This window comes from Sporosarcina thermotolerans (genome assembly GCF_042658975.1).
GTDB classification, from domain to species: domain Bacteria; phylum Bacillota; class Bacilli; order Bacillales_A; family Planococcaceae; genus Sporosarcina; species Sporosarcina thermotolerans.
The window spans coordinates 135,907-159,172 of the sequence record NZ_JBHSRM010000013.1 but is presented as its reverse complement, the minus strand read 5'-3'; the positions used below and the strand labels follow the sequence as shown (position 1 = coordinate 159,172).

Annotated in this window: 20 protein-coding genes and 1 pseudogene; 17 read left to right on the top strand and 4 right to left on the bottom strand. The window is 41.2% G+C overall.

Going from position 1 to position 23,266, the window contains the following annotated elements:
- Positions 1-61: 61 nt before the first annotated feature.
- Entirely contained in the window at positions 62-862 is an 801-nt protein-coding gene (locus ACFPZG_RS08595) for a DUF6612 family protein (RefSeq protein WP_283731879.1), read from the top strand.
- Positions 863-967: 105 nt separating this feature from the next.
- Here the strand turns inward: ACFPZG_RS08595 and ACFPZG_RS08590 are convergent, their stop codons facing one another.
- Complete coding sequence (locus tag ACFPZG_RS08590) at positions 968-1,543, bottom strand: Uma2 family endonuclease (RefSeq protein ID WP_283731880.1); 576 nt, start codon at positions 1,541-1,543, stop codon at positions 968-970.
- 373 nt (positions 1,544-1,916) lie between these two features.
- On the opposite strand from ACFPZG_RS08590, the gene ACFPZG_RS08585 reads away from it, so the two are divergent.
- The 8 genes from ACFPZG_RS08585 (at position 1,917) to ACFPZG_RS08550 (ending at position 9,114) form a co-directional block, all read left to right on the top strand.
- On the top strand, positions 1,917-3,170 hold the full coding sequence (locus ACFPZG_RS08585; RefSeq protein ID WP_317940014.1) for a Y-family DNA polymerase: 1,254 nt from the start codon (positions 1,917-1,919) through the stop codon (positions 3,168-3,170).
- A gap of 20 nt (positions 3,171-3,190) precedes the next feature.
- A complete protein-coding gene (locus tag ACFPZG_RS08580; RefSeq protein WP_283731881.1) occupies positions 3,191-3,523 on the top strand; it encodes a YolD-like family protein in 333 nt (110 codons plus the stop codon).
- 79 nt (positions 3,524-3,602) lie between these two features.
- Complete coding sequence (locus tag ACFPZG_RS08575; RefSeq protein ID WP_317940013.1) at positions 3,603-5,357, top strand: ABC transporter ATP-binding protein; 1,755 nt, start codon at positions 3,603-3,605, stop codon at positions 5,355-5,357.
- Positions 5,358-5,362: 5 nt separating this feature from the next.
- On the top strand, positions 5,363-7,144 hold the full coding sequence (locus tag ACFPZG_RS08570) for an ABC transporter ATP-binding protein (protein ID WP_317940239.1): 1,782 nt from the start codon (positions 5,363-5,365) through the stop codon (positions 7,142-7,144).
- A gap of 9 nt (positions 7,145-7,153) precedes the next feature.
- Positions 7,154-7,351 (top strand): hypothetical protein, encoded by a 198-nt coding sequence (locus tag ACFPZG_RS08565; protein ID WP_381426723.1) that lies wholly within the window; start codon positions 7,154-7,156, stop codon positions 7,349-7,351.
- A gap of 122 nt (positions 7,352-7,473) precedes the next feature.
- Positions 7,474-8,184: a cytochrome c biogenesis CcdA family protein gene (locus tag ACFPZG_RS08560; RefSeq protein ID WP_283734636.1), complete on the top strand. Its 711-nt coding sequence runs from the start codon at positions 7,474-7,476 to the stop codon at positions 8,182-8,184.
- Positions 8,185-8,276: 92 nt separating this feature from the next.
- A complete protein-coding gene (locus tag ACFPZG_RS08555; RefSeq protein WP_283731883.1) occupies positions 8,277-8,606 on the top strand; it encodes a thioredoxin family protein in 330 nt (109 codons plus the stop codon).
- Complete coding sequence (locus ACFPZG_RS08550; protein ID WP_317940012.1) at positions 8,599-9,114, top strand: CcdC family protein; 516 nt, start codon at positions 8,599-8,601, stop codon at positions 9,112-9,114. Before ACFPZG_RS08555 ends, ACFPZG_RS08550 begins: the two co-directional genes overlap by 8 nt.
- Before the next feature lie 42 nt (positions 9,115-9,156).
- On the opposite strand, the gene ACFPZG_RS08545 is transcribed toward ACFPZG_RS08550, so the two are convergent.
- Positions 9,157-9,567, bottom strand: a complete 411-nt coding sequence (locus ACFPZG_RS08545; RefSeq protein WP_283734637.1) for a DUF2621 domain-containing protein — start codon at positions 9,565-9,567, stop codon at positions 9,157-9,159.
- Positions 9,568-9,806: 239 nt separating this feature from the next.
- On the opposite strand from ACFPZG_RS08545, the gene ACFPZG_RS08540 reads away from it, so the two are divergent.
- On the top strand, positions 9,807-10,400 hold the full coding sequence (locus tag ACFPZG_RS08540; RefSeq protein ID WP_283731884.1) for an SCO family protein: 594 nt from the start codon (positions 9,807-9,809) through the stop codon (positions 10,398-10,400).
- Positions 10,401-10,425: 25 nt separating this feature from the next.
- On the top strand, positions 10,426-11,085 hold the full coding sequence (locus ACFPZG_RS08535) for a lytic transglycosylase domain-containing protein (RefSeq protein WP_283731885.1): 660 nt from the start codon (positions 10,426-10,428) through the stop codon (positions 11,083-11,085).
- A 161-nt stretch (positions 11,086-11,246) separates the two neighbouring features.
- Here ACFPZG_RS08535 and ACFPZG_RS08530 read toward each other — a convergent pair whose 3' ends face one another.
- The gene (locus ACFPZG_RS08530; protein ID WP_283731886.1) at positions 11,247-11,501 is read right to left on the bottom strand and encodes a GlsB/YeaQ/YmgE family stress response membrane protein; all 255 of its coding nucleotides are present in this window, start codon (positions 11,499-11,501) and stop codon (positions 11,247-11,249) included.
- A gap of 112 nt (positions 11,502-11,613) precedes the next feature.
- Complete coding sequence (locus ACFPZG_RS08525) at positions 11,614-12,159, bottom strand: cysteine hydrolase family protein (protein WP_283734638.1); 546 nt, start codon at positions 12,157-12,159, stop codon at positions 11,614-11,616.
- Positions 12,160-12,380: 221 nt separating this feature from the next.
- Here ACFPZG_RS08525 and acnA point away from each other — a divergent pair, with 221 nt between their 5' ends.
- The 6 genes and pseudogenes from acnA to ACFPZG_RS08495 all read left to right on the top strand — a co-directional run bounded on the left by acnA (position 12,381) and on the right by ACFPZG_RS08495 (position 23,260).
- On the top strand, positions 12,381-15,095 hold the full coding sequence (gene acnA, locus ACFPZG_RS08520) for an aconitate hydratase AcnA (protein ID WP_317940011.1): 2,715 nt from the start codon (positions 12,381-12,383) through the stop codon (positions 15,093-15,095).
- A 435-nt stretch (positions 15,096-15,530) separates the two neighbouring features.
- Positions 15,531-18,104: an ABC transporter permease gene (locus tag ACFPZG_RS08515; RefSeq protein WP_317940010.1), complete on the top strand. Its 2,574-nt coding sequence runs from the start codon at positions 15,531-15,533 to the stop codon at positions 18,102-18,104.
- A 30-nt stretch (positions 18,105-18,134) separates the two neighbouring features.
- On the top strand, positions 18,135-18,821 hold the full coding sequence (locus tag ACFPZG_RS08510; RefSeq protein ID WP_317940009.1) for an ABC transporter ATP-binding protein: 687 nt from the start codon (positions 18,135-18,137) through the stop codon (positions 18,819-18,821).
- Positions 18,821-19,804, top strand: a complete 984-nt coding sequence (locus ACFPZG_RS08505) for a hypothetical protein (protein ID WP_317940008.1) — start codon at positions 18,821-18,823, stop codon at positions 19,802-19,804. The genes ACFPZG_RS08510 and ACFPZG_RS08505 overlap by 1 nt, the downstream gene beginning before the upstream one ends.
- 118 nt (positions 19,805-19,922) lie before the next feature.
- Positions 19,923-20,405: pseudogene (locus ACFPZG_RS08500) on the top strand (aconitate hydratase); the annotation flags it as partial.
- A 296-nt stretch (positions 20,406-20,701) separates the two neighbouring features.
- Complete coding sequence (locus ACFPZG_RS08495) at positions 20,702-23,260, top strand: FtsX-like permease family protein (protein WP_317940007.1); 2,559 nt, start codon at positions 20,702-20,704, stop codon at positions 23,258-23,260.
- Positions 23,261-23,266: the final 6 nt, after the last annotated feature.

Sequence of the window (23,266 nt, the reverse complement as noted above, 5' to 3'; positions counted from 1 at the left end):
TTGATGAATGATAGTTTTTCCAGTAAAATGAATCTAGGTTTTTGTAGAGAGGGAGTTTAATGTGAAAAAAATAATTAACGCTCTCGCGGTAAGCTCTATGCTGCTTCTGCTTGCTGCTTGTAGCTATACGGGAAAGGCCCAGAATGTAATGACGGCTGGAGATTTGTTGGATAAATCGCAAAAAGCGATGGAAACTTCTTTGAAATCCGTCCAGTCGCATATCGTCTATGACGAAACTGAAGTAACTGTTTTCGATGGTGATCTGGAGAATCCAGAAAGAGCCGGTGTCAAATTCGATATGAATACGGTTGCTTTCCTTGACCCTGTAAAAGTTCATACAGAGACGAAGGTCACTCCTCGCGGCACTGCGCCATGGAATATGGATGTATACCGAGTTGACGACCGTGTGTTTGTAACAGACAACAAAAATAACAAATGGGATGAACTATCTTCCGGCTCAATTGCTGAAGTGTTCGGTACGTTAGTATCGGGCGTCAACCCAATCGTTGATCTATCCAAGTTCAAAGAGTTCGAGGATGACTTCATTCTTCAACCAATCGATTATGGCTATGCCTTGAAATTATCATTGGACCGTAATCAGTTAAAGCAATTTAAGGAGATTTTCCCTGATATCGGTTCAAGTCAAGAAGGGTTCGACATGGTTGACAGATTGGATATTGTCATTACATTCAATAACCGAACTCTTTACGTAACCGGTTTTACAATGTCTTCTTATATCAAGACATATAAAGACAGCAATTCGTACAGGTCCCAACAGAAGTTGAATGCCACATATAGTTATTTCAACGACGCAGAGAACTTTGAGTTACCGAAGGAAGTTAAGGATCCGACATCAAAATAACTCAACTTTCGAACCGGAATAAATCTATCAAACCGCGGACATTATTCGTTTCCGTATTAGAAAAGAGGCGCACTATCTGTTCAAATTTGAACAGATAGTGCCATATTATTCTCCATATGAAAACATTTCTTCACCTATAATCTCCAAGCTTTCAAATTGTTGCGATTTAATCACATCTTCCCGTCCATACACATTCCCGCGTTTGTATGTTCCCGTATTTAAGACATATACCTCTACAGTTTCATTCAAAGGATCTACAATCCAATACTCGCTAACCCCGAATCTTTGATATGCATTGTATTTTTTTATTCTGTCATTCCTACTCGTGGAAGGTGATAAGACTTCTACAACTAGGTTAGGAGCTCCTTTGCATCCATACAAATCAAGCTGATTCTTATTACAGACAATAGAAATATCTGGTTCAAATACATTATCTGCATTTTCATAATCATCTACTTCCGAAAACCGAACTGTAAACGGGGAAGGGAAGACTTTGCATTCTCTACCTTTCAAGTGCATTCCAAACTCGATTGTTAAAAAGGAGACGACCCCTTGGTGTTTCGTAGTGGGCGAAGCAAGTAAAACAGGAGCACCGTCAAAAATCTCATATCGACTACCTTCATCCCACGATAGGAAATCTTGAAATGTAAAATGCTTGTTTTCATTTCTTTGAATGCTCATTGTATCTTATCCTCTCCATATTAATATGTGCCCGGTAAATTCCATTTTAACATAAGAGGGCCGTGCAGTTAACCTATACACAATCGAAATACTCTGAAAGAGGATGTATATATTGATATAATGGTTTGGCGTCCTAACGATTGTGATTTATTGCCGATATTCCAGTATTGGTGACTTTCTCATATGTTTAAGAGGTACATTCTTCTGGCGGAAATCAAAAGTTGAGTAAATAAAATTAAATAGCATCTGTCCAAGGGCCAATCCCATGGATGGATGCTTTTTATTTTCATTTCCAATAACGCCCATTGAATATGAACACTTGTTCTGAGTATACTATAAAGAACGAGTGTTCTTAAGTGGAGGGGAAATCGATATGTACACTGACTTACCGGACCGGAAAATTGTTTGCCTTGATATGCGGAGTTTCTATGCCAGCTGTGCGGCGGTGATGGAAGGGCTTGATGTCATGGATACGCCGATTGCTATCATCGGCAATAAGGAGCGGAAAGGAGGAATTGTCCTCGCTGCTTCGCCCGCCTTGAAAAAGGAATTTGGCGTACAGACGGGAATGCGGCTATATGAAATTCCTGACGATCCGTCCATCCGACTGATTGAGCCGAAAATGCAGTTTTATATCGATGTTTCAATGGAAATCGCCAGGCTCTTGAACCGCTACGTGCCGAAAGAGGCAATCCATGTCTATTCTGTCGATGAGAGCTTCATTGACCTTGGGGGGACGGAGCGGCTCTGGGGGCCGCCTGAAGAGACAGTTCAACGGATGCAAGACGAGCTTGTCGATCAGTTCCAGTTGAGGTCGGCATGTGGAATGGGACCGAATATGCTGATGTCGAAATTGGCCCTCGACCTCGATGCCAAGAAGACCGGCTTCGCCCGCTGGACATATGAAGACATTCCATCAAGGCTTTGGCCAGTTGCACCACTGAGCCGCATGTGGGGAATCGGCAGCAGACTTGAAAAAACATTAAATAATATGGGGATCTTCTCGGTCGGGGATTTGGCACATACTCCTCTTGAACGGTTGGAACAGAAATTTGGAGTCATGGGAAACCAATTGTATCACCATGCGCACGGTATCGATCTATCTGATCTTGGTGCGCCTCTTATCGAAGGACAAATCAGCTTCGGGAAAGGGCAGATCCTCTATCGTGATTATACGAAGCGGGAAGATATTCTGACAGTCATTCTTGAGATGTGTGAAGATGTCGCATTACGGGCGAGGGAAGCGGGGAAGGCAGGGCGTACAGTCCATTTGTCCATCGGTTACTCTAAAAATTCCCTTGGTGGCGGCTTCGGGCGATCCCGTTCGATGTACGAAGCGACAAATGACACGATGGCCATTTACAGGCTTTGCACAAAGCTTTTAGACGAATTCCATGATGGCCGTCCCGTTAGGCGCATCGCCATCAGTTTGGCAAATTTAGAAGACGAATACGCCATGCAACTTAGCCTTTTTGATCAACATAAATGGCGCAACCGCCAACTTGGAAAGGCAATGGACTCACTGCGTAAAAAATACGGCCCCACAGCCATATTACGGGCCGTATCCTACACAGACGCAGGAACAGCCGTCCATCGATCGAAGCTGATTGGCGGGCATTACAAGTAAGTAGTTAAGGAGATGATCGAATGATCCGTGACCGAGGGCGTATCAAATGGACGGCGATGATGCTTCCGGAACACGTCGAACAGCTGCGAGACTGGCAAAAGGAAGATCAACATCAACTAAGGCAACAGCCCGACGAACAACAAATGGAAGAATGGAACTATCAAATCCAAGAGGCAATCGAAAGGAATTTGCAGCTTACCGTTCATTATTGGCAAGATCAAAGAATCATGATAGTGAGCGGGATTATCGGCAAAATCGATATACAAGGAGGCATGTTCCAATTGAATTCTCAAGCAGGTCGGACATACACAATTCCCTTTGTCAACCTAAAAAGTATTTCAGATTTCGAATAATTTGAGTCTCGTACCTTTTCTATTGTTCAGAATTTTGGTAGACTATTCAAGGACATAGAAAAAGAGTAGGGGGAATATCGTGAAAGTCTTACTGCAGCTTGGCTGGTTTTTCAAACAACGGAAGAAACAATACGGACTAGGAATTGCGGCGCTTATGTTCGTTTCCTTATTACAATTGCTTCCTCCGAAAATCATCGGCTATATCGTCGATGACATTACACTCGGGACATTGACGGGGTCTCAACTGACAAAGTGGCTTATTATTTTGGCTGTTGCGGGAACTCTGATGTACGTATCGCGCTATTATTGGCGCGTCATGATTTTTGGCTCGGCGGTACTATTATCGCGGACAATGCGTGAGAAATTATTCAATCATTTTACAAGAATGTCGCCTTCTTTTTATCAAAAGAGACGGGTCGGGGATTTGATGGCCCACGCGACAAACGACATCAATGCAGTGCAACAGACAGCGGGAATGGGGATCCTGACGCTGGTCGACTCCCTTTCCACGGGTGGGTTCGTCATCTTGACGATGGCTTTAACCATCAACTGGAAACTGACATTAATCGCACTTGTTCCTTTTCCAGTTATGATTTTCCTAACAAGCTATTATGGTAGATTGCTGCGCCGACGTTTCCGTTTTGCGCAAGAGGCTTTCTCCAATCTGAATGATAAGACGCAGGAGAGCATTTCCGGCGTTAAAGTAATCAAAACATTTGGACAGCAAAAGGAAGATATTGAAGATTTCACGGATTTATCAACGGATGTGGTTGCTAGGAACATGCGGGTGGCAAAAGTCGATGCACTTTTCGATCCGACGATTACTGGAATTTTTGCCGTATCTTATATTCTATCTTTCTATTTCGGAACAAAATTCATCATTGCCGGTGATATGTCTATCGGTGACATGATTGCATTCAGTACATACCTTGGATTGCTTACATGGCCAATGCTTGCATTCGGATTCCTATTCAATATCGTAGAACGCGGAAATGCTTCCTATAGCCGGATTACTGAATTGTTATCAATCAATCCTGATATTCAGGATGTCACAGGAGCCATTAATCATCGACCAGAAGGGGATCTTCACTTCGACATTAAGGAATTCAAGTTCCCTGATGACGAAACTCCAGCGCTTCGTGATGTACATTTCACGTTAAAACGCGGGGAAACGTTAGGAATTGTCGGGAAAACGGGATCGGGGAAAACTGCTATTTTGAAGTTGCTTCTAAGGGAATTTGAAGGGTACAAGGGAAGCATTGTCTATGGCGGAAACCCAATTAACAAATACAAACAGCAACGTTTACGGGAATCAATCGGTTATGTGCCGCAGGATCATTTCCTATTCTCAACTACGATTGCAGAAAATATCGCATTCACAAATCCGAAAATCGATCGCGAAAAAATTTATGAAGCAGCAAGCCTTGCACAAATCCATGAAGATATTAAAGGTTTCGCTGAAGGATATGAAACGGTTGTAGGGGAACGCGGCGTATCATTATCCGGAGGACAAAAGCAACGGATTTCAATTGCCCGCGCACTTATCATGGAACCGGAATTGCTTATTTTGGATGATTCGCTTTCAGCGGTCGACGCCAAAACAGAAGAGGCTATCCTTGAATCGCTGAAACAGATGCGGACAGGGGAGACGACAATCATAACATCACATCGTCTAAGTGCAATCCAGCATGCCCATAAGATTATCGTCATGCATGAAGGGACGATTGTTGAGGCAGGTACACATGAAGAATTGCTTGAATTGGACGGAAGATATAAAGAAATGTATGACTTGCAACAATTGGAAGTGCTTGTCGAGCAAGGAGGGGAAGAATAATGCAGATGGAAAAACAGCCCAAATTGACGGCGAAGGACCAATTCAAGGTGTTCAAGCGACTTATGCGCTATACAATCCCGCATAAAGTAAGCATTACAATCGCATTGTCCTTGCTTATTTTGACGATAACCGGAAGCATTGTAGGACCTCTTATCATTCAATCATTCATTGATAATAATCTAACACCGCTCTATTTTCCGAAAAACGAAGTAATGACACTTGCACTCGTCTATATCGGATTACAAGTGTTCATCGTAACCGTATCGTATTTTCAACTGCTGCGATTTCAAGATATCTCTTTGAAAATTATTCAGCAGATGAGGATTGACGTTTTTACAAAAGTACACGGCTTAGGTATGCGCTACTTTGACAGGACACCAGCGGGAAGCATTGTATCACGTGTAACAAACGACACGGAATCCATCAAGGAAATGTTTACAAGTGTCGTTGTTACGTTCCTACAAGCGATTCTTGTCTTAATTGGTGTTTTCATCGCATTATTTTCATTGGATGTGAAATTGACGTTTGCATCCATGCTCTTGCTTCCTTTATTCCTGACAATCATTATTGTATACCGACGTTACAGTGCCGATTTCTATCAGGATTTGCGGGAGCGTTTAAGTCAATTGAATGCCAAAATCGCAGAGTCATTGTCTGGTATGGGAATGGTGCAAGCGTTCAGACAAGAGGAACGCTTGGCGAAAGAATTTGACAACATCAACGAAGGCCATTACCGGGCAGGTATGCGAAATATCAAATTCGATAGTGTCCTGCTTGGGCCATTCATCGACTTGCTATATGCGCTCGCAATCGTTTGCGTCCTTGGCTATTTTGGATTCATGTCACTCGACAGTGCAGTCGAAGTCGGAATCATCTACGCATTCACGACGTTGATCGGACGTTTGTTCCAACCGGTTCAGCAAGTAATGCAGAGGTTATCAATCTTCCAACAGGCGTTAGTTTCAGCATCACGCGTGTTTAAATTGATGGATGACCCTGATATGGAGCCTGCGCAAAAAGAAACGGTTAATAAGGAAATTCCAAAAGGAACTATTGAATTCAAGGATGTAACGTTTTCGTATGATGGAAAAAATGATGTATTGAAAAACATCTCATTCACTGCAAATGCCGGCGAAACAGTGGCGTTGGTCGGACATACGGGAAGCGGAAAGAGTTCCATCATCAACTTGCTTATGCGTTTCTATGAATACAATAAAGGGGAAATCCTGATCGATGGGGTTTCTTTGAAGGATTTGCCGAAAGAGGAACTTCGAAAGAAAATTGGTCTGGTCCTTCAAGATCCGTTCCTGTTCTACGGGGATATCGAAAGTAATATCCGTCTCCATAATAAAGAGATGTCTTCGGAAGAGGTACGTGCCGCGGCTGAATTTGTTCAAGCGAATGAATTCATCGAAAAGCTGCCAGATAAATATGCACAAAAAGTAACGGAACGTGGTTCAACATTCTCCAGCGGGCAGCGCCAACTTGTTGCATTCGCAAGGACAATCGCGACGAACCCGAAAATTCTTGTCCTGGACGAAGCGACAGCCAATATCGATACTGAAACAGAAGTCGCCATCCAGGCAAGCTTGGAGAAAATGCGTAAAGGCAGAACAACGATTGCGATTGCTCACCGATTGAGTACAATTCAAGATGCTGAGCTCATCCTTGTATTACACCAAGGTGAAATCGTTGAACGTGGAAACCATCAGCATCTCCTTGCTCAAAAAGGTTTGTATTATATGATGTACCAGCTTCAAAATGGAATTATGGATGACGCAATTTAAAAAAATGGCTTGCACGCATGGCAAAACAATGCGTTGCAAGCCGTTTTTTCTTTGGAAGCAAAAGTTTTGCTCGAGTTAGGCGGGGATATGCTTGAGTTGGGCGTAGTTTTGCTCGAGTTTGATGTCGATTTGCTCGAGTTTGGGGGAGTTATGCTCGAGTTTGAACAAGTTTTGCTCGTCTTGGGACCTTTAACTTACCCGAAATAACTTGTCCAGCTCCAGGTGCCCTCCGCTTTTCTATATTGTCATAAACATTTCACAGTTCAAATCAGCGAAATTTGGTTCGGGATTTGTTACGATGGAGTTAGAAAAATGAAGGGGAGAGAATGATGGGCACTGATTTGAATATTTTTCTTGCATTCGGGGCGGGTTTCCTAAGCTTCATATCACCTTGCGTCCTGCCATTGTATCCAGCATTCATATCATACATTACCGGGATGTCGATTGAAGAGCTGAAATCGGATTCTAAACGGATGAACCGAAACGGTATGCTTCACACACTTTTCTTTTTACTTGGGTTTTCAGTTGTGTTCGTATTTTTAGGGTTCAGTACTTCGTTTGTTGGCACTTTTTTCATACAATACAAAGATATGCTTAGACAGATTGGTGCCATTTTCATAGTTATATTTGGACTTATGGTCATCGGTTTGTTCACACCAAAGTTTTTAATGAAAGAACATAGGCTGCAATTCAAAAATCGTCCGGCGGGCTTTCTAGGTACAGCTCTAATCGGTCTTGCTTTTTCCGCAGGCTGGCAACCATGTATGGGGCCAATTATCGGGGCAATTATTGGATTGGCTGCAGCAAATCCAGGGTCCAGCATGCTTTACATGATGCTGTATGTATTAGGTTTTGCGATTCCATTTTTCGTCTTGTCATTTTTCATCACAAGACTTGGATGGATCCGCAGAAACAGCAATCTCATTATGAAAATCGGTGGCTATATCATGATTGTATTCGGTCTTGTTTTATTTTTCGACGGCATCACATACCTAACAAGCTTGCTAAGCCCGATTTTTGGAGATTTCCAAGGTTTTTAATTAATACAAACGCTCACCACACTTGCCTCCATCCATTATAATAATGTAGATGGGGGCAAATTGGGTTCTACATTGAAGTGGAGGAATTGCCGATGAAAGAGGTCGGATCATTTGAACAGTGGTTGGATATTATGACAATGGAACCTCAATTGCTGCTGTTTGTAAAAACGGATCATTGCTCAGTTTGTGACGGGCTGTATCCACAAGTGGCAGAACTTGAAGATGACTATTCATTTCCTTTTTATAAAGTGAATGTAGCACAAGTACCTGAGATGGCGGGACAATTATCCCTATTTACGGCACCTGTTATTCTTTTATTCCATCAAGAGAAAGAAACAGCACGATTCGCAAGATTTGTTCCGATGGAAGAACTGAAACATCGAATGGCTGAATTGGTCGAGTGGGGAAAGGGCGATGCTTAAGTTACGTGAAATCATTGAATATGTTTTTACAGAAATCCCTTCTGTTTACCTAATAGTCGGTTCAACCCTAGTCTTCTTATTCATGGGAACGTTGGCGTTTTTCATACGCGCGAAGGCAGCTAAAAAGCCAATATCTCCAAAAAGGATCATCTTGCCACCATTATTTATGTCAACTGGGGCATTGATGTTTGTATTTGAAGAGTTTTGGGTGCCGTTGCCTCAAGTGATAGAATCAGTGTTCGTCGGTCTATTGTTTTCTTTGGTTTTGATCAAAACAACAAATTTTGAAGTTGTAGAGGAAAAGCTATATTTGAAGAAATCAAAGACTTTCCTGTTCATATTAGGGGGATTACTGGTTTTTCGTGTCATTGCAAAGTTGATATTGAGCAGTACGATTAATGTCGGGGAGCTTGCGGGGATATTTTGGATTTTGGCTTTCGCAATGATCCTTCCATGGCGAATAGGTATGCTTGTGAAATACTATAAACTTAAAAATACAAGGAAATAGACAAAAGAGGCCTTCTACTTATAAATAGGAAGGCCTCTTTTATTATTCAAATAAATGCTCATAAGGGCTCATATCAACCTTCATCGAATCCAATTTCTTGCGCAGAAATTTATGGTCGCGCTTTGGTGTAGCGACGATATACCCACGGATAATATGGTCGAAGCTGATTGTCTTCGCACGGTCCTCTAACGCGATTTGACCAATTTTAGCACCTATTTTCTGTTTGGCAACATCTCGGAACAGTTCCGGAACGGGGCTGACAAGTTCATTTAACATAGCTTTTGCTTCATCATTCCAGAGATGAAGGGATTCATTTACATAATGTTCTTCCCAATCAAGTGTAGATTTGCCGTCAGCCTTTGGGAATACCTTGAGGAATTTACGGAACATGAAAAAGCCACCTATACCGAAAAGACCGATAAGAACGAAACACCAGAAAACGATGAACCACATAAAGAAATCTTGCAACTATCTTCACCTCTTCCATTCTACTCCCCATTATAAAAGCTTTTTCGAAAAAACACACGAAGAAAGTATCCTTTTCATCATTCATCATGCACTTATTTCATTAAAAGTGAAGTGAACTTCACTTAAAAGTCAAAAATTGGACAAGAAGGATAGTGTAGTGCGGTTGTTTGAAATAGACCCTTCTACTATGATAAAGTAAGTATGGAAAGTGGAGGAGTCTGATTATGCCTAAAAAAATTTTACTTTCATTATTTTTACCACTCATGTTACTATTGAGTGCGTGTTCAATGGGCGGATTCAAGCCTGATCACAAGTATAAGATTGAGTCATTCGACTCGACAAACCAACATAATGAACAAGTTTCCTTGGACGATCTCAAAGGGACAGTATGGATTGCACAATTTGTCTTTACAAATTGTGATAATGTTTGCTTGCCAATGATGGCGAATATGGCGGATCTTCAAAAGCAACTGCAAGACGAGGGAATTGAAGATTATAAAATCGTTTCTTTCAGTGTTGATCCTGAGTTCGATTCACCGGAAGTGTTACAGGACTACTTAGAGGCGTTCGACCCAGTAGATCCAAGCAAATGGGAAATGTTGACTGGATATAGCCAGGAAACAATCGAAAACCTTGCAATTGGATCTTTCAAGACATTCGTAACGAAGACACCTAATGATGTCATCCACGGTTCTGGATTTAGTTTGGTCAACAAAGATGGAGTATCTGTAAAAACATATAACGGTGCAGAAGATGTGCCGTACGATCAAATGGTAAAAGATATAAAGGCGCTTATTAAAGAAGAAGCAAAATCATAACTGATAAACAGAAAAGGGTGATGCAGTGAAGAAGAAGAAAAAGGGATTGTCTATAAAAACGAAGCTATTCATGATCGTTTTACTGATCCCTATAGCTGTAGTCACCTTCACCCTGTCAGCAATTATTTGGACAGGTATTCAAAATCCAGACGTTTTAAAGAAATCTGCGAGTACTTTGCTTGAATTTCAAGATAGGCATACGGCAACTGTAATTCCTGAAGAATACATTCCAATCTATAAGGCAGCGGCTGAGGAATACGGTGTTCCGTGGACGCTACTTGCAGCACATCATCGAATCGAGACCCGCTTCTCAACGATGGACCCATTATTATCGCCAGTGGGAGCCGAAGGCCATATGCAATTCATGCCATGCACATTTGTCGGTTGGAGCTATCCGGGATGTGAAGGTCTTGGTAAAGGCGATATCCCTGAAAAAGAAAAGACCAATCCAGCAATTATCAAAAAGCACGGTGGGTATGGCGTAGATGCAAATGGCGATGGGAAAGCAGATCCTTTTGATATTGAAGATGCAATTTTCAGTGCCGCCAATTATTTATCAAGAAGCGGGGCAGCCGACGGTAAGATTAAAGAAGCAATTTTCCTTTATAACCGTAGTGATAAATACGTTGAAGATGTAATGTGGTTTTACAATGAATTTGAAAATCAACGACAAGATGGAAAATAAAAAGAGCGTCGAGGGGGAATCCTCGACGCTCTTTTTATTCGTCTAGACTTCGGGCGCCAGTCCCTCGAGACGCTTCAGACATGCCAAAAAGGCAAAGAGCGCCTTTCCGTCATGTCTTCCAGCGTTTGTCGGGACAAGGCAGGCGCCCTTCGCTTTTAATTTTACGATGCTCTACGCATCGATTTCATAATCAGGCTCACAATAAATACAAGGATTAGCGCACCTAATAAGGCAGGGATGATATAAAAATCAGAAATCCGTGGTCCCCATTTACCAAGAAGCATTCCACCAACCCAAGCACCGACGATACCTGCAATAATATTACCAATAATACCGCCTGGAATATCTTTTCCTAAAATTAGGCCCGCAAGCCAACCGATAACTCCACCGATAATTAAAAACCATATAAAGCTCATATTACTTCATCTCCTTTTTAGTAATTCATGATTGCCTCTGTAGTATATGAATATCCGTTATTTCGATACATCAAACATTTAAGGCGAAAAAAATACTAAAAAAAGGGATGAATTATCGGATGACTGTAGCACCCAGGGAGTTTTCAAAATGGCCAAGTGCCCACTCATGACCCGCAGGATTAAAGCTTGCAACCCCTTTTTCATGGATCACAATGTCGAACCCTTTATTGTAAGCATCAACCGATGTATGAAGGATGCATATATCCGTACACACACCGACCAAATGCAATTCATTAATGCCGCGAGCGCGCAATTGCAGTTCAAGATCAGTACCGGCAAAGGCACTGTAGCGTGTCTTGTCCATCATTAAAATCTCATCTTTTCTTTCCTCATACAATGTGTGGAGAGTACCGAATAGATCTCGCCCTTGGCTTCCTTTAATATTATGTGGAGGAAATAATTTAGTTTCCGGATGAAACGGATCATCCTTCTCATGTATATCCACAGGTATGATGACAAGCTCTCCATCATCCAAAAATTTTCTTGTCAATTCTGTAATATAGCCCCCTAAATCAATACCCGGCTGACCGCATGTAAGGGCACCATCTTCCGAAACAAAATCATACGTATAATCAATTACTAACAAAGCTTTGTTCATCATTCCCACCCTTTCCAAATGTCTATACTGCTATCATGACACACGCAAGGAGATATTTCAGTAAAAAAGATTAAATTCATTCTTGACGACAAGGTCATTACATTTTCTTATGTAAGACTATAAATTTTAAGTATTTTACTTATGAACGTAGGTGTACTATGATGGAGTAGAGAAAAGATGCTTATTTACAGCCTTTTCTGTCGAAAAAGGAGGAATTACAAATGGCAAAAAGCAATTTGCACAACAGCCGTAAATCTTTCGAGCTGAATGGTAAGACATATAATTATTACCAACTAAAAGCTCTTGAAGAAGCAGGCGTTGCGAACGTTTCCAAACTACCTTATTCAGTAAAAGTACTTTTAGAGTCCGTCTTGCGCCAACATGACGGTTATGTAATCAAAGACGAACACGTTGAAAACTTGGCAAAATGGGGCAAGGATGCTGATAAGGACGCTGAAGTTCCTTTCAAACCTTCCCGCGTCATCCTACAAGACTTCACTGGAGTTCCAGTTGTCGTTGACCTTGCATCTCTACGTTCAGCTATGGCTGAAATGGGTGGAGACCCGAACAAAATCAATCCTGAAATTCCAGTCGACCTTGTTATCGACCACTCCGTACAAGTTGACCGTTACGGTTCAGCAGATGCACTTCGTTTGAACATGGAACTTGAATTCGAACGTAACGCTGAGCGTTATCAATTCCTAAGCTGGGCACAAAAAGCATATGATAACTACCGTGCTGTTCCTCCAGCTACAGGTATCGTTCACCAAGTTAACCTGGAGTATCTTGCAAGCGTAGTCCATGCAATTGAAAACGAAGATGGCACATTCGAAACATATCCAGATACACTTGTTGGTACAGACTCTCATACAACAATGATCAATGGTATCGGTGTTCTTGGATGGGGTGTAGGTGGTATCGAAGCTGAAGCAGGAATGCTTGGCCAACCTTCATACTTCCCAATTCCAGAAGTTATCGGTGTAAAACTTGTTGGTGAGCTTCCGAACGGTACAACTGCAACTGACCTTGCGCTTAAAGTGACTCAAACACTTCGTGCACATGGTGTTGTTGGTAAATTCGTCGAGTTCTTCGGACCTGGCGTATCTAAATTACCACTTGCGGACCGTGCAACAATCGCAAACATGGCTCCTGAATACGGTGCAACTTGTGGTTTCTTCCCAGTTGACGAAGAGTCCCTTGACTACATGCGCCTAACTGGCCGTGAAGAAGACCATATCCAAGTCGTTAAGAAATATCTTGAGGAAAACGATATGTTCTTCACACCAGATAACGAAGATCCTACTTACACAGAAGTGATTGAAATTGATCTAACTAAAATCGAAGCGAATCTAGCTGGTCCTAAGCGTCCGCAAGATATGATCCCTCTTACAGAACTACAACATTCTTTCAAAGATTCCGTTGTAGCTCCTGAAGGAAACCAAGGCTTCGGTCTTACTCCGAAGGAATTCGAAAAGCAAGGAACAGTTGAGTTTGCAGACGGCCGCACTGTTGGCATGAAAACAGGTGACCTTGCAATTGCAGCAATCACTTCTTGTACAAACACTTCCAACCCATACGTTATGTTAGGTGCTGGACTTGTTGCGAAGAAAGCTGTTGAAAAAGGACTTACACCTCCTGCATACGTGAAAACTTCACTGGCACCAGGTTCAAAAGTCGTCACTGGCTATTTGGAAGACTCCGGTCTTAATCAATACTTGGATCAAATCGGATTCAACACAGTTGGTTACGGATGTACGACATGTATCGGAAACTCCGGTCCACTTCTTCCTGAAATCGAAAAAACGATTACGGAAAACGACCTTTTAGTTTCTTCAGTGCTTTCCGGTAACCGTAACTTTGAAGGGCGTATCCACCCACTTGTGAAAGCGAACTACTTGGCTTCACCGCCACTTGTTGTTGCTTATGCGCTTGCTGGAACGGTCGATATTGACTTCGAAAAAGATCCAATTGGTAAAGCAAAAGACGGCACAGATGTATACTTTAAAGATATCTGGCCAACATCGGAAGAAGTGAAGGAAGTTGTTAAAGCTACTGTAACACCTGACCTATTCCGTAAAGAATATGCTCGCGTATTCACAGAGAACGAAGCTTGGAATGCAATCGAGACAACTGACGATTCATTATATGATTTCGATGAAAACTCGACTTATATCCAAAACCCACCGTTCTTCGAAGGTCTATCAAAAGAGCCTGCTGATATCGAAGCTCTATCTGGACTTCGTGTTGTAGGTAAATTCGGAGATTCAATCACGACTGACCATATCTCACCTGCAGGTGCAATCGGTAAAGATACGCCAGCTGGTAAATACTTGCGTGAACGCGGCGTAGAGCCACGTTACTTCAACTCTTACGGTTCCCGCCGTGGTAACCATGAAGTGATGATGCGCGGTACATTCGCGAACATCCGTATCCGTAACCAAATTGCAAAAGGCACAGAAGGTGGCTTCACTACTTACTGGCCAACAAAAGAAATCATGCCAATCTATGATGCAGCGATGAAATACCAAGCTGACGGAACAGGTCTTGCAATTCTTGCAGGTAAAGATTACGGAATGGGCTCTTCACGTGACTGGGCTGCAAAAGGTACTTCACTATTAGGTATCAAAACAGTTATCGCTGAAAGCTATGAGCGTATTCACCGTTCTAACCTTGTCATGATGGGTGTTCTTCCACTTCAATACTTGAATGGGGACAGCGCTGAAACACTTGGCCTTACAGGCGAAGAAGCAATCAGCGTGAACATCGCGGAAGGCGTAAAACCACGCGACATCCTAAAAGTAACTGCAACTGCGAAAGACGGTTCTGTTAAAGAATTCGACGTACTTGCACGTTTCGACTCTGACGTAGAAGTAGACTACTACCGTCACGGCGGAATCCTTCAAATGGTTCTTCGTGATAAAATGAAAACTAACTAATTTATCAAAAGGTGCTCAATAAATTGAGCACCTCAGACTGTAGACAAACAGCCTGATTTTTGGTGTTGCCTACAGTCTTTTTTCTTTTAAAATAGAGATAAAGCTATAAATGTTGAATTCCACTGCGAGCGGACGCTTTCCGCGGGCACGGCTTCAGCCGCTTCCCTCGCTGCGCTCAGTCCAGGGTCTTCAGCTCGTGCTGTTCCCGCAGGAGTCGCCGCTCCATACACGTCAACTTAAGAAAATGTTTGATGTTAGCAAAAGGGTTGGAAATCATTTTGATTTCCAACCCTTTTGTCTACACTCTGAGGTGCTCTATAAATTGAGCACCTTATTTAGAATAAAAACTCGAAAACTTGAAATTGTGAACCGTTCTTATCCGATAATGCTATGATTGAATAGACTTAATCTTCTCAAGAAAGGGGGAATTAACTGATGTTTTATTATTTGAAAACAACGTTAAGGGAAAGATGGCCGTTATTTTTAGTTGTGTTGATTATTTTAAGTACGATTGGACTCGGCTATATGGGGGCTCTATCGGTATCAGAACGAATGGTCATTCAAGCAAAAGGTGATTTAGATAAAAACTGGAGATATCAATATGATATTTTAGTATTGCCAAATAAGGATGAAACTTCTACTGTTCTAGGCGATGGTTGGCTAGCTCCACAGGCAAGTATTTCTAATTACGGAGGTATATCTTTAAAGGATGTAGAGACAATCCGGGAGATTTCGGGAGTGGAAGTAGCTGCACCAATATCCATACTCGCTTATCCTGAAGGAGATATATTGAGCGTCAGTAATAACAACCAACCTCCGGGAACTTACACGTATAGTGAAAGAAAATCCAGCGCCTTTAATGGGCTTGCACATTATACAATTTATGAATCTGAAGTAGTTTTAGAGCATTCCTTGCATTTCGGTGGAGATGAGTGGAATCCTGAAAACTACTCTGAGCTATCGAATAAGTTAGCTTACGAGAATGAAGAGGAAAATTTGTATCGGATGTATGGACCCGCGACAGTATCAATGAGACAACCCAATCATCTCATGTTGATTGCAATCGATCCTATTGAGGAAAATAAGTTATATTCATTAAATGATAGTTTAGTATTGGGAAATCCTTTGAATGATTTAGCAATATCTAAAGTTGATCAGTTTGATTTGATCCCCGTATTAGCGCTTGCAGATTCAAAAGTACAAATGACGGAATCCCTAAAAGTTTATGATATTCAAGTACCGGAAAATGTAAGTGAATCTGATTTTGGAAAAAGTGCAACTGATTATTTAATGAATTTACCAAGAAGTTTGTATGCAGATATTACATTGGAACCTTTTTCTCCGGAATGGAAGTATAAGAATGTAAGTATTAATTTAACTGGGGAAGATAAATATGAAGAACAACCATATCTCGATTCATTTTTTGGGGTGTACTATCATTATTCACCAATCAAATTTGAGTCGGGGGATACGACCAATAGTACAGGAATCCCTCAACTTAAAGCGATACCTGTAAAAAAGAATGAGCATGACACACGAAATTTAACACTCTATCGAGAAAGAGTGTCTGGGGATTTAAAGTTTGCGGATTTTGGTTTGAATGTTGTCGATTATTATGTTCCAGATGAAATTGAACCGATTTATAAAGGCTCGTGGAATGTTGGAGAACCGACGGATGTTTATACGCCACAACATAGCATGATTATAGCAGATGGTACAGGAAATGAGGTCGATCCTACACCGTTAATCCCACTTCCTTACAAGGATACTTATTACACGGGATCACCGGATATGATTACAATTTTGGACGCTGCAAAGATATTTTACGAAGGTGACCAAAACTTTTTATCTTCTGTCCGTGTTGTAGTCAATGGGGTGGAAGAGCGCACGAACGCAAGTCAACAAAAGGTCGAAATGATTGCGAAAGAGATTATCGACAAAACAGGTCTTCATGTTGAGATTTTACTTGGATCAAGTGCATCAAAAGTTCATATAGATTTAGCGGCAGAAAGCGATAATGAACCGGGAGTCGTCGAAGAAGGCTGGCAACAAACAGGCGTTAGCTGGTCTATTCAAGAACAAATTGAGAAGTCAAATGTCGTTCTCTTCATCTATTTACTTCTAGTTAGTTTCGTATTCTGCTATACGGTTATAACACATAGTTTGCTCCGACGTTCTACGGAATTTGCGATGCTACGGGCAATTGGCTGGTCTAGAAGAAAAATCATTGGCTCACTTATTGTTGAAATCTTCGCGTTAAGCTTGTTGGCGTTCATTCCAATTGTTATTGCGAATGCAAAATTAGATATATTGGCCTGGTATCAACTAGGGTTTGTGTTTCTCATCATCCTGCCCGTTATCGGAATTGGCTATTTCACTGGAAGCCGTAAAGCACTCAAACTTTCTCCACGTGCCGGGCTTGAAGGGGAAGGAACGCAGTGGAAATTTATGCGATTCTTTTCCATTAAAGGTTTATTCACTTACGTAACGCATCAACTCATGCGACGCCCCTTACGTTTTGGTTTATTATCGATTGTGTTAGCGCTTACTTCATTTATGGTTATTCTGTTCATCGCCACACAGAAGAGTCTATCGGATTTTCTATTACTCAGCTTTTTGGGTGAAACAATAGACCTTAATTTGAAAGGGTTCCAAACTGTGTTTTTAGTTGCAGGAATCATCTTGACAGTGTCAATAGTGTTCCTTTTACTCTATTTAAACATTACGGAACGACGAGGCGAGTTCTTTATCTTGCGTTCGATTGGTTGGTCTCTGCAGCGAATCCAACTTTATATGGGGATTGAAGTTCTATTAGTCGCGGTTGTGGGATCGATTATTGGGGGGATTGCCGCATATGCATTATTGACCTACTTCTCGGCGATTTGGTTGCCGATATGGTTGTTGATCACAATCGTTATTACACCGCCTATTCTGATGCTTCTTTTTTCCATGGCGATTGTCCAGTCCATGAGAATGAAAGGAATTGTAAACAATCATTATTCTGCTTAATTTAAGAAATCAAGAGGGGGAAATACTATCATGATTAAACTTGTATCCGTAAAAAAGAGTTATAAAACAGGGGCAGAGCACACAGAAGTATTGAAAGATGTTTCGATTGATATAGATAAAGGAAAGTACGTGTCGATCACTGGACCTTCGGGTTCGGGTAAATCAACGCTTCTTCATTTAATCGGGGGATTAGAGCCCATTGATGAAGGAGAAGTATGGGTCGACGGGCAACCTGTCCATAAAATGAAAGATAATGCGTTAGCAAAACTTCGGCTTGAAAAAATCGGATACGTTTTTCAACAATTTCAATTGCTGTCGACCGCTACTGCGCTTGAAAATGTGATGATGCCGCTACTTACTATGTTTTCATCCGCGCAAATTAAAAAAGACGCCGAGGAAGCATTAACGCGTGTCGGGCTTGCCCATCGGCTTCACCATTTACCTTCAAGGCTCTCAGGCGGGGAACAACAACGTGTTGCAATTGCACGTGCACTCGTCACGAAGCCTGAAATCATTCTAGCAGACGAACCGACTGGAAACTTGGACTCTGAAACAGGCATGGCAATCATAGACTTGATAGAAAAAGTTCATGAGGAAGATGGTGTTACTGTCGTTCTCATCACACATGATCCGGATCTTGCAAAACGGGCAGTGGAAACAATTCACGTCCTTGACGGAAAAGTCGAGCAATCATTGCAAAAGGCAGCAACGGTTTAATGCGCTTTAAATGGTTGCTGTTGGCCGCGGGATTATTACTTATCGTAAACGCTTGCAATCCGAAGCCAGAAGAAGATGTAGTCGTGGAAGTTGATGAGGAATTCATTGAGATTGAAACCCCCGAAAAAATGTTTGAAGGGGAAAACAAATTTACCGATTCACCGATACTTGAAGCGGTAGACAAAATCATGAAATATTATGATGCCCCGTTAACCGATGCTGAGTTGCAAAAAGTCCGTAAAACAAAAATGTACGGCAAGGAATCAGTCTTGGATGTCTTAAATCTTGTTCAAGATAAAGGGGTTCCCATTCTACCTTTATATACAGATTATGATGTTATAGAAGAAGCGGTGCTAAAAGGGAAACCCGTATATGCTGAATTTGCATTAATAAGCAATAATATGTGGAAAGTCATATTTTACGGGTATTCCGATGAGCAATTGGCTTACATGGATTTTGAAACAGGTGAAAAGAAATCAGTCGACCGAACGAGACTATCCACTGTAGACAAATTTACGACACTCATTCCATATAAAGGAGAAACGCTAGCGGCATCAGACCTTGAACAATCCGCTTATTACTTAGAAATCATTGCTAGCGATGCATATTATGAAGATGATGGGGAACTGATTTTGAATGCGTTAACTGCAATAGAAAACGAAAACTTAACAGAAGAAATCTTTTTCTATAATTATTTGTTCATGTATTACTACACTTTTTATGATTTCCAGCCTGAAATCGTTGAACCGATTCTGGAAAAAGAACTTGCATCAATGAAAAACCCAGCAAATATGGAAATTTCAATCGCATTGGCCAATTATAATGAGGACGAAGATAAACTGAAATCCGAATTAGCAAACCTTCAATTATTAGCTTCCCATCGCACGGAAACGCTTGAACTTATCGTGAAAAAAGGGACGGAATTCGGCTTTACAAAGCTTGTCACTGATGCTGAAGAAATGTTGAAAAATAAAACAAAATAGAAGTTAATCAAAAAATATAAGCAATTCCGATGGTAATGGATAAGCCTAAGGAGCATTTTTCGGTCGTGATGGAACAATCATTGAAGTTATTATCCGGATGACGTTTTGAACAGATAATACTGAAGGCGGATTCACAACTTACTGGCCTACAAAAGAAATCATGCCAATCTATGATGCAGCTATGAAGTATCAAGAAGATGGCACAGGTCTTGCAATTATTACAGGTAAGGACTATGGAATGGGCTCTTCACGTGACTGGGCTGCAAAAGGTACTTCACTACTAGGTATCAAAACAGTCATCGCAGAAAGCTACAAGCGTATCCACCGTTCAAACCTTGTCATGATGGGTGTTCTTCCTCTTCAATTCATGAAGGGAGAAAGCGCTGAAACACTTGGCCTTACAGGCGAAGAAGCAATCAGCGTAAACATCGCGGAAGGCGTAAAACCACGCGACATCCTAAAAGTAAATGCAACTGCGAAAGACGGTTCTGTTAAAGAATTTGACGTACTTGCACGTTTCGACTCTGACGTAGAAGTAGACTACTACCGTCACGGCGGAATCCTTCAAATGGTTCTACGTGATAAAATGAAAACTGAATAATAAAGATTAAAAAGACGTCCATTTACATTGGACGTCTTTTTTTTCATTCAAAAAATCACCATTTTCGATAATATTAGAAACTTATGAATATCGCATTGATTAAATATGATATTATGCTAAAGTTTACAATAGAAGCCAAATATCATTTCACTAATTGAAGAAGGCAAATTGAAAAAACATTCCGCTGGTTTGTTAGCACTAGCACTTTTTCAGCATAGACATATGAACGGAAATACCAAATATCGAGTGAAAGGAAAGTTGGCTCACTTTCCAATTCTTATAGAGGGAGGATCTAAATGTTCCAATATGCGAAATCATCATTTCGTGAACGATGGCGGTTGTTTTTAACTATCCTACTTATACTTAGCACAATTGGTTTAGGTTATATGGGTTCACTAACAATATCTGATAAAATCGTCATTCAGGCGAAAGAAGATTTAGACAAAAATTGGCGATATCAATATGATTTATTAGTTATACCTAAAGAGGTAGACCCAACAAAAGGACTTGAAGATGGTTGGCTTGCTCCACAATCAAGCATTGCAAGCTATGGTGGAATATCATTGGTCGACTTGCAAAGCATAAGGGATATCCCAGGTGTAAGGGTTGCAGCCCCGCTTTCCCTGTTAGGGTATGTAGAAGTAAATGGAATTGGAGCTTATTATAATGCAGATGAAAAAGAGGCTTATTCATATTCCAAACAACTGACGACTACTTTTGACGGGCTTTCTGAAATCGTTGTTTATGATTATAAGGGTATCCGGGAATATAGTGTAAATTATGGACGCAATCCGTATGAATGGGATCCAACAAATTACGGTGGGTTATCCAACAAACTTGCTGGGGAAAACGAAGGCTGGAGAACCTACATGCCCGCAGGATTTCATATAAGGCAACCGAATAGTCTAATGGTCATTGCCGTAGATCCGATAAGTGAAAATCAGTTATATTCATTAGATGACAGTCTGTTGCTCGGAAATTCACTAAGTGAAGCGGAAGTTAGCAATAAAATAGGTGTACCGACTTTGCCGTTTCTTGCCCTTGGAAATAATCAATCTCAATTAAATGAAAAAATAACGATTGAGCGAATTCATGTTCCCGAATTTGTAAGTGAAGATGAATATAAAGAAAGTGCTACAGAGTTCCTATTACGATTACCCAGAACAACCCTCGTGGATTTATCACTGAATACGTTTTCAGAGAAATGGCGCTACGCAACAGGCGAAATGAATTTAACAGGTGGCAGTAATTATAATTTCAGTGAAATTCCAGGTCTAAGTACAGAAACGTGGGTTTCTCGTTTGACACCGATTACCTTCACTTCGATGGGAGAAGATGCTGGTATACCGGTAATGAAAGCGAATATAGTTGAAAAGAGTTCTTGGGATAATAGAGAACTTCCAATTTATCGAAGTCAGCCTGAAAAAGACGGACCTCTAGGCTTCAATTATACAATCATTGATTTCTATGATTCTACCAAAATTACTCCAGTCTACAAAGGTTCATGGCAACATGGTGATCCTACGGAAATTTACACACCGCATCACAGCATGATCCTTAAAAATGGTTTTGGAGAAAATATTGATCCTACACCGTTGCTCCCATTGCCTTATAAAGACACATATTATACCGGTTCACCTGATGCAATTACTACAATTGAAGCAGCATCCATATTTTTTGAGGATGAAGACATTATATCATCCATTCGTGTCGTAGTAGATGGCGTTGAAGAGAGAACTGATGCAAGTCAATTGAAAGTAGAGAAGATAGCAAAAGAGATTATGGACCGTACTGGACATCAAGTTCAAATTATGCTCGGTTCCTCCTCTTCCAAAGTCCATATCGATCTTGACTCCAATAATGCCGAAGCTGCTGGTGTAGTTGAAGAAGGTTGGCAACAAACCGGTGTTAGCTGGTCAATACAAGAGCAGATTGAAAAATCGAACATCATTTTATTTATCTACTTATCAATAGTCAGTTTTATCTTTTGCTATACCGTAATTACACATAGTTTATTGGCCAGATCGACAGACTTTGCAATGCTGCGAGCGATTGGCTGGTCTCGTAGAAAAATTATCGCTTCTTTGTTCCTTGAAATAATAACCTTATGTCTACTTTCAATTGTACCTGTCGTCATTATGAACATTTTTGTCCAAACACTCATATGGGAACAAGTACTTTTAGTTATTCTGTTTTCCTTCTGCTTAATTGCGATTGGTTACGTCACTGGTAGCAGAAAGGCATTGAAACTTTCACCACGCGCAGGTCTTGAAGGGGAAGGTACTGAATGGAAGTTCATGCGGGTGTTTTCGATTAAAGGTCTGTTCAGTTATGTCATTCATCAACTAATAAGACGACCATTGCGTTTCGGTTTGTTATCTATTGTGCTCGCAATGACCTCTTTTATGGTCATTCTGTTTCTTGCTACCCAAAAAAGCCTGTCCGATTTTCTGTTTCTCAGTTTTTTAGGCGAAACAATCGATTTGAATTTGAAGGGATTTCAGACAGTATTTTTAGTTGCGGGTGTCCTCTTGACAGCTTCCATTGTCTTCTTGCTCCTTTTTTTGAATATAACGGAAAGGAAAAGAGAGTTCTTTGTTCTTCGCTCCATCGGTTGGTCACTTAAGCGAATCCAACTTTACATCGGATCCGAAGTGTTATTGGTTGCCGCCATCGGTTCCGTAATAGGAGGAATCGGCGCCTATGCTTTGCTAACATATTATTCGACCATTTGGCTTCCGGTTTGGTTGTTAGTTCTGATAATCTTGGCACCGCCAATCCTAATGCTCATTTTTTCCTTGTTAATCGTGCGCTCATTAAATATGAAACGGATTGTGAATAACCATTACGCTTGATAGAAA

What these genes read in the sequence shown, in the direction of transcription:
- acnA (WP_317940011.1), top strand. Translation starts at nt 12,381, where the DNA reads ATGGCAAAAAGCAATTTGCACAACAGCCGTAAATCTTTCGAGCTGAAT.
- ACFPZG_RS08540 (WP_283731884.1), top strand. Translation starts at nt 9,807, where the DNA reads ATGCCTAAAAAAATTTTACTTTCATTATTTTTACCACTCATGTTACTA.
- ACFPZG_RS08570 (WP_317940239.1), top strand. Translation starts at nt 5,363, where the DNA reads ATGGAAAAACAGCCCAAATTGACGGCGAAGGACCAATTCAAGGTGTTC.
- ACFPZG_RS08545 (WP_283734637.1), bottom strand. Translation starts at nt 9,567, where the DNA reads ATGTGGTTCATCGTTTTCTGGTGTTTCGTTCTTATCGGTCTTTTCGGT.
- ACFPZG_RS08505 (WP_317940008.1), top strand. Translation starts at nt 18,821, where the DNA reads ATGCGCTTTAAATGGTTGCTGTTGGCCGCGGGATTATTACTTATCGTA.
- ACFPZG_RS08560 (WP_283734636.1), top strand. Translation starts at nt 7,474, where the DNA reads ATGGGCACTGATTTGAATATTTTTCTTGCATTCGGGGCGGGTTTCCTA.
- ACFPZG_RS08530 (WP_283731886.1), bottom strand. Translation starts at nt 11,501, where the DNA reads ATGAGCTTTATATGGTTTTTAATTATCGGTGGAGTTATCGGTTGGCTT.
- ACFPZG_RS08495 (WP_317940007.1), top strand. Translation starts at nt 20,702, where the DNA reads ATGTTCCAATATGCGAAATCATCATTTCGTGAACGATGGCGGTTGTTT.
- ACFPZG_RS08510 (WP_317940009.1), top strand. Translation starts at nt 18,135, where the DNA reads ATGATTAAACTTGTATCCGTAAAAAAGAGTTATAAAACAGGGGCAGAG.
- ACFPZG_RS08585 (WP_317940014.1), top strand. Translation starts at nt 1,917, where the DNA reads ATGTACACTGACTTACCGGACCGGAAAATTGTTTGCCTTGATATGCGG.
- ACFPZG_RS08525 (WP_283734638.1), bottom strand. Translation starts at nt 12,159, where the DNA reads ATGAACAAAGCTTTGTTAGTAATTGATTATACGTATGATTTTGTTTCG.
- ACFPZG_RS08580 (WP_283731881.1), top strand. Translation starts at nt 3,191, where the DNA reads ATGATCCGTGACCGAGGGCGTATCAAATGGACGGCGATGATGCTTCCG.
- ACFPZG_RS08590 (WP_283731880.1), bottom strand. Translation starts at nt 1,543, where the DNA reads ATGAGCATTCAAAGAAATGAAAACAAGCATTTTACATTTCAAGATTTC.
- ACFPZG_RS08550 (WP_317940012.1), top strand. Translation starts at nt 8,599, where the DNA reads ATGCTTAAGTTACGTGAAATCATTGAATATGTTTTTACAGAAATCCCT.
- ACFPZG_RS08555 (WP_283731883.1), top strand. Translation starts at nt 8,277, where the DNA reads ATGAAAGAGGTCGGATCATTTGAACAGTGGTTGGATATTATGACAATG.
- ACFPZG_RS08515 (WP_317940010.1), top strand. Translation starts at nt 15,531, where the DNA reads ATGTTTTATTATTTGAAAACAACGTTAAGGGAAAGATGGCCGTTATTT.